Origin of the sequence: Vibrio sp. 10N.239.312.D08 (assembly GCF_041466145.1) — a bacterium.
Lineage (GTDB): Bacteria > Pseudomonadota > Gammaproteobacteria > Enterobacterales > Vibrionaceae > Vibrio > Vibrio crassostreae_C.
In genome coordinates, this window is sequence record NZ_JBFSSD010000062.1 from 20319 (window position 1) to 27448 (window position 7130).

Annotated in this window: 8 protein-coding genes; 5 read left to right on the forward strand and 3 right to left on the reverse strand. The window is 44.7% G+C overall.

Annotation, left to right across the window (positions count from 1 at the left end; all coding sequences use genetic code 11):
- Positions 1 to 53: 53 nt before the first annotated feature.
- Positions 54 to 1115, forward strand: coding sequence for an MBL fold metallo-hydrolase (locus AB6D58_RS22065; RefSeq protein ID WP_372158495.1), 1062 nt, complete (start codon positions 54 to 56; stop codon positions 1113 to 1115).
- A 111-nt stretch (positions 1116 to 1226) separates the two neighbouring features.
- Here the strand turns inward: AB6D58_RS22065 and AB6D58_RS22070 are convergent, their stop codons facing one another.
- The gene (locus tag AB6D58_RS22070; RefSeq protein ID WP_017060573.1) at positions 1227 to 1652 is read right to left on the reverse strand and encodes a MarR family winged helix-turn-helix transcriptional regulator; all 426 of its coding nucleotides are present in this window, start codon (positions 1650 to 1652) and stop codon (positions 1227 to 1229) included.
- Positions 1653 to 1749: 97 nt separating this feature from the next.
- On the opposite strand from AB6D58_RS22070, the gene AB6D58_RS22075 reads away from it, so the two are divergent.
- The 4 genes from AB6D58_RS22075 (at position 1750) to AB6D58_RS22090 (ending at position 5099) form a co-directional block, all read left to right on the forward strand.
- Positions 1750 to 2241: a DUF2798 domain-containing protein gene (locus AB6D58_RS22075; protein WP_017081271.1), complete on the forward strand. Its 492-nt coding sequence runs from the start codon at positions 1750 to 1752 to the stop codon at positions 2239 to 2241.
- A 34-nt stretch (positions 2242 to 2275) separates the two neighbouring features.
- Positions 2276 to 2581: a DUF3861 domain-containing protein gene (locus tag AB6D58_RS22080; RefSeq protein WP_017060575.1), complete on the forward strand. Its 306-nt coding sequence runs from the start codon at positions 2276 to 2278 to the stop codon at positions 2579 to 2581.
- A 205-nt stretch (positions 2582 to 2786) separates the two neighbouring features.
- The gene (locus AB6D58_RS22085) at positions 2787 to 3551 is read left to right on the forward strand and encodes a hydratase (RefSeq protein ID WP_017060576.1); all 765 of its coding nucleotides are present in this window, start codon (positions 2787 to 2789) and stop codon (positions 3549 to 3551) included.
- 189 nt (positions 3552 to 3740) lie between these two features.
- Positions 3741 to 5099, forward strand: a complete 1359-nt coding sequence (locus AB6D58_RS22090; protein ID WP_372158498.1) for a Na+/H+ antiporter NhaC family protein — start codon at positions 3741 to 3743, stop codon at positions 5097 to 5099.
- A 201-nt stretch (positions 5100 to 5300) separates the two neighbouring features.
- Here the strand turns inward: AB6D58_RS22090 and AB6D58_RS22095 are convergent, their stop codons facing one another.
- Together AB6D58_RS22095 and AB6D58_RS22100 are read right to left on the reverse strand one after the other, a co-directional pair.
- On the reverse strand, positions 5301 to 6461 hold the full coding sequence (locus AB6D58_RS22095) for a multidrug effflux MFS transporter (protein ID WP_372158501.1): 1161 nt from the start codon (positions 6459 to 6461) through the stop codon (positions 5301 to 5303).
- Positions 6462 to 6671: 210 nt separating this feature from the next.
- The coding region (locus AB6D58_RS22100) for a methyl-accepting chemotaxis protein (RefSeq protein WP_372158503.1) at positions 6672 to 7130 on the reverse strand (459 nt) is incomplete at its 5' end.

Below are 7130 nucleotides of genomic sequence, written 5' to 3' on the forward strand. Positions count from 1 at the left end.
CTAGTCAGTGTAGTTTTTGAGTTGGGTCTTTCCCAACGGTTGAAGAGATACCAATGAAAAAATATCTATTACCGATTTTAGGAGTACTTGCCGTGGTCGCTATCGTAAGCACAGGTTCACAATCAAATGACAATCTAGATAAGCTTCCAAAGAAGTTTGCTAACAGTGAGTTAGAGTACAAATCGGGCATGTCTGATATTTTTTCAATCTTGAAAGCGTATGTAACCGTGGAAAGAAATGAGCCAGTGCCACGTGCTGCATTGCCTTTGATTCCGATGACAGCCGAGCAATTGATCGAAGAGACAGAAGACGTTGCGTACCGCTTAGGTCACTCAAGTGTGATGATGAAGCTAGATGGCAAGCTAGTGATGACTGACCCTGTGTTCAGTCATCGAGCATCACCCGTGCAATGGATGGGGCCAAAGCGCTTTCACCCAACCCCAATCTCACTGCAAGATCTACCCGATATTGATGTGGTGGTGATCAGCCACGATCACTACGACCATTTAGACAAAGGCGCCGTTAAGGTGCTCGCCGACAAAGTGGGTACGTTCCTAGTGCCGTTAAGAGTGGGCGCACTATTGGAAAAGTGGGGCGTGGATAAAGAGAAGATCATTGAGTTGAATTGGTGGGAATCGGCAACGGCCTCAGACATTGAGTTCACGTTAACGCCGACACAGCACTTCTCTGGCCGTGGCTTGCTTGATCGTGACCAAACACTGTGGGGTAGCTGGGTTATTAACGCTTCAGACAAGAAAGTCTTCTTTAGCGGTGATTCTGGTTACTTCAATGGCTTTAAAGAGATTGGCGACCGTTTTGGGCCGTTTGATTTAACCATGGTTGAAACGGGTGCGTATAACTCACTTTGGGCGGATATTCATATGTTCCCAGAACAGAGTGTTCAGGCACACATTGATCTGCAAGGTAAGGTGATGATGCCAATCCACAACAGTACCTTCGACCTTTCTATGCATGATTGGCAAGACCCAATGGAACAAGCACTGGCGATTAGCAAAGAGCGAGATGTACAAATGGTAAGCCCGGTGATGGGTGAACGTTTGGTGATCTCAGAGCCTGTACCTGTTCAGGCATGGTGGAAACTAGCATCGAATTAGAGCTGTCATCCAAATAGACATAGCTAAACCACTAAGCTGTACAACCCAACTTATACACGAAACGCCACCGATCTTACGATTCGGTGGCGTTTTTTAGTTTTATTTTTAAGATCAGCTTTCTAAGTTCTGCGCCATTTTCTTCGCAATTTTTCTGAATTGTTCTAACTCGTCTTCGGCCATGCCTTTGGTCATTCTCTTCAGCATGTCTCGATCGATATCCGAGACCTTACTCATGATCTCTTGACCCTTATCAGTCAGAACCAATAACTGGCTGCGCTTGTCTTCCGGGTTCGGAGACTTCTTCACAAGTTCCTGATTGATCAAGGCATTAATGAGCCGAGTGACCTGTGCTTTATCACGATCTAGGAAGTGTGCGATATCGATAGCGGTACATGGAGACTTCTTAGTAATGATCTTCATGACACGAATGTTCATAGGTGCGATCTCTGAGTCTAAGCTCTCAATCTGTTCGCTCATTTGACGTTTCAAAGAGTGCACTAGACGAAAGATTGATTCTAGCGATGTGTTATCAGACATAAACTATCCTTAGAAATATAGTTGACATTATCAACTACTGTATTTATAGTTGACATTATCAACTTAATTGTTCGTAAATTCAAGACAGGAAATAGATATGACGATTCAAGCAACTCTAACGCCAACTCTTCCTGAGCAAAAAGGCACACCGGTTTTATACAAAGTTTTGGTCATGATGAGCTTAATGCTGACGATTGGCGGCAGTTTAACGGCTGTGATGACTTACATGAATGTCGGATTCGGCGAGGAATTTATTGGCAACTGGCTTTCTTCGTTAGCCCTTGTTGTCGTGATCATGATGCCAATGGGCACGGTGATGATGGCTTTAGTCACCAAAGCCGTTGCTAGAGTGTTCACAACTTATAGCGAGAAAGTTCGCAACCTGATCGTAGGACTGATCATGGCATTCATAATGGAGTCCATGATGGCATTTGTAACAGCGGCAAATAACATTGGATTTTCGGATACATCGGCGTTTACCAGTGGATGGTTTAATGGATTTATTGCCGCACTTCCCATTGGCCTTGCGATCATGGTCGTGATGTCGATGACGGTTAAACCTAAGCTCGAACGATTCATGAAGAGCTAACCAAAACACTTTTTAAGCATTTTAGGAGGTCCAAATGAAAGCATTCACAGGCAAACACAATAACTACCGTATCACTATCGAAGAAGTGAACATCAAAGAAGATCGTGAACTTCAAACCATGCAGTTTGAAATTGAAGACAGAGAAGATATGTTCGCGATTGTTGAGAAGATCAAACATGACAGCGGCTTAGATGAGCAATCAGCAGCGCGACTAGGAGTGAGCATTCGCTTGTTAGGCCCATTGATGATGCAAGATAGAAAACACCCTCTGTTTGTTGATTTTATGCCTCACTTCAGAAACTTCATGCAGAATTTGAAGAAGACGTTGAAAGGGCAGTAAAGCCTAACCATCAGCAACACATCGAAAAGCCAGTAACGAACTTACTGGCTTTTTTACATTTAAATCAAAATAGTTTCAGTTGTTTGCGTCTAGAATATGCGAAAATTGATGGCTGAATTTTCGGTGTAGCACCGTTGTTGAATTGTCTATTCAAGCTTTAAGAAATCCGATATTATATTGGTCATAAAACTAAAGGTGGTATTATATGACAAATGTATTTAAACAAGCAGCTGAAGAACTGTTGAGTCGTCGTGTTGCTGGCACCAAAGCACCAAGATTGGACGAACAGTACCGTCCGAATAACTTGGAAGATGCGCTAAAGATCCAATCTTCAATGATCGATTTGAAAAGCGATAAAGTCGGCGGTTGGAAGTGCTTACTTCCTCTGGCTGAAGACAAGTTTGTTGTTGCGCCAATCTTCTCGGGCAGCGTTCAACAAGGCGAAGTTTGTGAACTGTTTGCTGACAACGGCGTAGTACGCGTTGAGCCTGAAATCGCATTTACGCTTGCTAAGAGCCTGCCTGCAAGCCAAGAAGGCTACAGCGAAGAGCAAATCAACGAAGCGATTGGTTCTTGCCACATGGCACTTGAGTTAATGCAGTCTCGTTTTGCGGATGACAGCGGCGCTGAGTTCTATGAAAAGCTGGCCGATGGCCTAGTAAACCAAGGTCTATTTATTGGCTCTGAGATTGATCGCGAAAAAGCGTTCACTTCTGCAGAGATCAGTATTGAAGTGACTCAAGGCGAGCAAGTTCAAGCATTCGACGGTAAGCACCCGAATACACTGCCACCAAGCCCAATTTACTGGCTGATTAACTACATGACACGTCGTGGTGTTGATTTCCAAGCGGGTGAAGCCATTATCACGGGCTCTTACTGCGGTATCGTGGAAATGGAATTCGATAAACCAACGACCTTCCACTACGAAGGCATTGGTGAATACCAAGTAACGTTCAAGCAGAAACGCTAACTTCTAGCGGCGCACTATCTGTTATCGAAAGGCTGTTTACTGATGAGTAAATAGCCTTTTTTATTACGTGATGCTTAATAGGGTTCTTATTACTTTGCATTAAATTAGGCGTTTAGACGTCTAGACGTTGACAAGTTCTAAGTGTGACATTAGTCTGCTCACCTTCCTGTTCTATTGTGTTGTCGTTCCATGTCCAATTCAAAAAATTCTAACGCGGTAATTGCCCCTTCTGCAGTGGCGCTTATCCCTCTGATCGTTTTCCTTGCGCTGTTTATTGGCGTGGGTACATACCTGTCGCTACAAGGCGTCGATTTTGCTTTCTATCAACTTCCAGCTCCGATTGCGGCTCTGCCTGCTGTGATGTTAGCGTTGCTATTGAGCAAAGATAAATTGAACCGTGCGATTGAGCAGTTCTTAGGTGGCGTGGGTCACAAAGACATTATCGCAATGTGTATGATCTACCTATTGGCGGGTGCTTTTGCTGCTGTGGCTAAAGCTTCTGGTGGCGTGGACGCGACGGTAAACCTTGGTCTATCGGCTATCCCAACGAGCATGATCCTACCGGGCATCTTCCTTATTTCGGCGTTCATTGCGACAGCAATGGGCACCTCTATGGGTACTATCGCTGCGGTTGCTCCTGTTGCACTAGGCATTGCTGACTCAGCTGGTATGAGTATTCCTCTAACCGCTGGCGTAGTGCTAAGTGGCGCTATGTTTGGTGACAACCTTTCTATCATCTCAGATACCACGATTGCCGCGACTCGCTCGCAAGGCTGTGAGATGAGAGACAAGTTTAAAGAGAACATCCGTATAGCACTTCCTGCTGCACTTATCGCGATTGTTATCTTTGCTTTCAACAGCACAGCAACTCAAGTTCCTGAAACAGGCCCAATTGAATGGCTGAAAGTCCTTCCGTACATCACTATTTTGATTCTTGCTGTATCGGGTATGAATGTATTCGTTGTGCTGACGATTGGTATCTTGCTGGCGGGTGGCGTGAGCCTAGGTTCTGTTGAGAACTACGGTATGACGGATTACGCTCAAGATATCTACGCAGGCTTCGGCAACATGCAGGAGATCTTCTTACTGTCGATGCTGATTGGTGGTTTGAGTGAGCTGATGCGTCGCCAAGGTGGATTAGCATTTCTGACTAACTTAGTGAGCGGTTTGATTCGTGCATTTGGTTCTTCTCACTCTAAGCAAGCGAATGGCCGCGCAAGTGAGCTAGGCATTGCAGGCTTGGTATCAATGGTGAACCTATGTACGGCAAACAACACCGTAGCAATCATTGTTTCTGGTAGTGTGGCTCGCCAATTAGCTGAAGAGAACGATGTATCTCCACGCCGCTCTGCAAGCTTATTGGATATCTTCTCGTGTGTGATTCAAGGCGTACTGCCTTACGGTGCTCAGGTGTTGCTATTGGGCTCTGTGTTTAACCTATCGCCGCTAGAGATCGTGTCTAACTCTTACTACTGTTTCGCGCTTGCTATCGTGGCTGTGGTCGCTGTGTTTATTAAACACCCAGCGCGTAAAGTGGCTCAAGCATAGTAGTCATTGACCAAACTGAGTGATCACTGACTCTGATAAGAAGGCTCCTTAATAGGAGCTTTTTTGTGCATGAAACTCATGGTTTGAAAATTCAATGTACGTCTTCAAATACAAGAAAACCGCCTAAGTAGACGGTTTCTAATTTCGTTATAGTGGTTTTCAAGTTTATTGTAGTGTGAATGACAATTAGGCTTGAGAGCTTTAATTCAGCTTCGTCGTCACGAACTCTTTGTTTCTAACCATTAACCACATCAGGCCGCCTAGCGTACCGATGGATAATTGAATAAAGCCTAGGTTTTCAATCAGTGACTCTGGGCGTATTGAAACTAATACCATACCAAGCGAACCACAAATCATGCTGAAGAACTGAATCAGTGCGACGGCAGAGCCCGTGTCATGATCTTGTTGATTCAACATTAAGTTGGTGCCCGGTACTCGCATGATGATCGCCATTAATGTTGCTGGAGCAGCGATGAACATAAAGAACCAAGGGGACAGGTCGCCAATGGTTAGGGTGAAGATGCCCGCAAGCGCCAATAAAGCAAAACATCCTGAGATGACCTTTTGAACCGGCATTCGGTAGGACAACTTCATGTAAATTGTTGGACCAAATGAGGCGCATAATGCATTGAATGCGAACGCGTAGCTAAACTGTTGTTCGGTCAATCCAAAGTGATCGATGTAGATATAAGAACCCGCCGCAAGAAAGCCCATCAACGCCATCGGTATGATAGAGAAAATGACCAGTAGCTTGAGGAACGAGCTGTTTTTCATGACCACGCCCATTCTTCCCCATGAGCGGAACATAGAACCTTGGTATTTGCTTTCGAGTGTTTCTCGATAGCAGCAAGCTAAAACTGACGCAAATGCACTAAAAATGGCGAGGGTGACGAACATCATTCGCCAAGACGCAATTTTCAGTAGAAAGGCACCAAATACAGGCGCAACCATTGGCGCGATGATCACCAGTGACATGATAGTCGCCATGATCTTTTCACGTTCTCGGCCATCATAAAGATCTTTGACAATGGCGGTAGCGATAACGGTGATAGCACTACCAGCAAAGGCTTGGAATACACGAGCACCAATTAACTGTTCGATGCTATTGGTCATCGCGCACAATATGCTCGCGACCATATAACCCGCTAATCCAATTAATAGGATCGGCTTACGACCGAATTTCTCGCTGAGCGGCCCCCAAAATAAAAGACCAATAGCGTAAGTAACGAAGTAGCTGCTCAGGGTTAGGTTGACCATTGATCGGTCAGTATTAAACACGTCGACCATCTGCGGAAGCGCAGGTAGGTAAAGGTCGATGGTCAATGGAGGGAAAGCACTTATTATGACGAGAAAAAATAGCATACCGGTCTTTCCCAGTACTGGTTGTGGTCTCTTCAAGGTCGCTCTCCGTTGTCCAAGGTAGGTTTTTAATTGGTGTGATAGTATCTTTAGGTTTTGTATGATTAGTTATCTCAAAGCTCTAAAATCAGCAAGGATTTGTGACCTCTAAATGTTTAACATCGAGTTGAAAGGTTCAAGCCAGCAAGTACCTATGCTGGCTTGAGGGTATACTTAGAACTTAAATTTAGCAATCTGAGTGGAGAGGACAGTAGTTTGCGTCAAGATATCATTGGATACGTTTGCCAAATCGTCATTCACGTTAACTAGTTCTTTTGCACTACTATCAAGAGACTGCATATCATTTGCGACTTTTGAACTAACGTTTGACTGCTCTTCGCAGGCGGATGCAACAGAATCTACCATGCCATTGATGGACGTTACGGAAGAGATAATGCTCGATAGTGCTTGCTGTATTTCATCTGCGCTGGTTTTTGTTTGCTCCACTAAAGCTTTCGAGCTCTGTGTTGCAACAAATGACTCGTTTGCTTCTTTTTGTAGGCGTTCAATAATAGATTCAATTTCATTGGTTGAATCATGGGTTTTAGACGCTAATGAGCGCACTTCATCCGCAACAACCGCAAAACCACGGCCAGACTCACCGGCCCGTGCCGCTTCAATAGCTGCATTCAA

Bases quoted from the DNA above. Each gene is read 5' to 3' on its own strand.
- AB6D58_RS22065 (WP_372158495.1), top strand. From the start codon at position 54: ATGAAAAAATATCTATTACCGATTTTAGGAGTACTTGCCGTGGTCGCT.
- AB6D58_RS22070 (WP_017060573.1), bottom strand. From the start codon at position 1,652: ATGTCTGATAACACATCGCTAGAATCAATCTTTCGTCTAGTGCACTCT.
- AB6D58_RS22075 (WP_017081271.1), top strand. From the start codon at position 1,750: ATGACGATTCAAGCAACTCTAACGCCAACTCTTCCTGAGCAAAAAGGC.
- AB6D58_RS22080 (WP_017060575.1), top strand. From the start codon at position 2,276: ATGAAAGCATTCACAGGCAAACACAATAACTACCGTATCACTATCGAA.
- AB6D58_RS22085 (WP_017060576.1), top strand. From the start codon at position 2,787: ATGACAAATGTATTTAAACAAGCAGCTGAAGAACTGTTGAGTCGTCGT.
- AB6D58_RS22090 (WP_372158498.1), top strand. From the start codon at position 3,741: ATGTCCAATTCAAAAAATTCTAACGCGGTAATTGCCCCTTCTGCAGTG.
- AB6D58_RS22095 (WP_372158501.1), bottom strand. From the start codon at position 6,461: ATGCTATTTTTTCTCGTCATAATAAGTGCTTTCCCTCCATTGACCATC.